At 61.0% G+C, this 236-nt stretch carries 1 protein-coding gene; it reads left to right on the top strand.

Annotated features, from left to right (window positions below; genetic code table 11):
- Nucleotides 1–236 (top strand): hypothetical protein (locus FQ664_RS27645; RefSeq protein WP_218570455.1); only part of this gene is annotated, 236 nt, incomplete at both ends.

Genomic DNA, 236 nt, shown 5'->3' with positions numbered 1-236 from the left:
CAAAGGGAGCCTGAATAGCGGCGGATGGGAGGCCAGTTTCACCATCTTTGGCTCTGCCCGCGTGGTAGACGACTTCCCGCCAGACGCGCAGGTCGTCATCTTTGCGGAACAATCCTTTGGCGGGGCCGCCAAGACTAGCTCGTATGGCTATCCAGGCCGAGAGAACATTCTGATGGTCGGATGGCTGGCGGACGGCCCTATCAGCATCGGCCCCAGCGGAGAGGTCCGCATGGAAA

Source organism: Pseudomonas persica (assembly GCF_900291015.1).
In the GTDB taxonomy this organism is placed as follows: Bacteria; Pseudomonadota; Gammaproteobacteria; order Pseudomonadales; family Pseudomonadaceae; genus Aquipseudomonas.
This window is presented reverse-complemented; position numbering and strand designations above follow the sequence as displayed.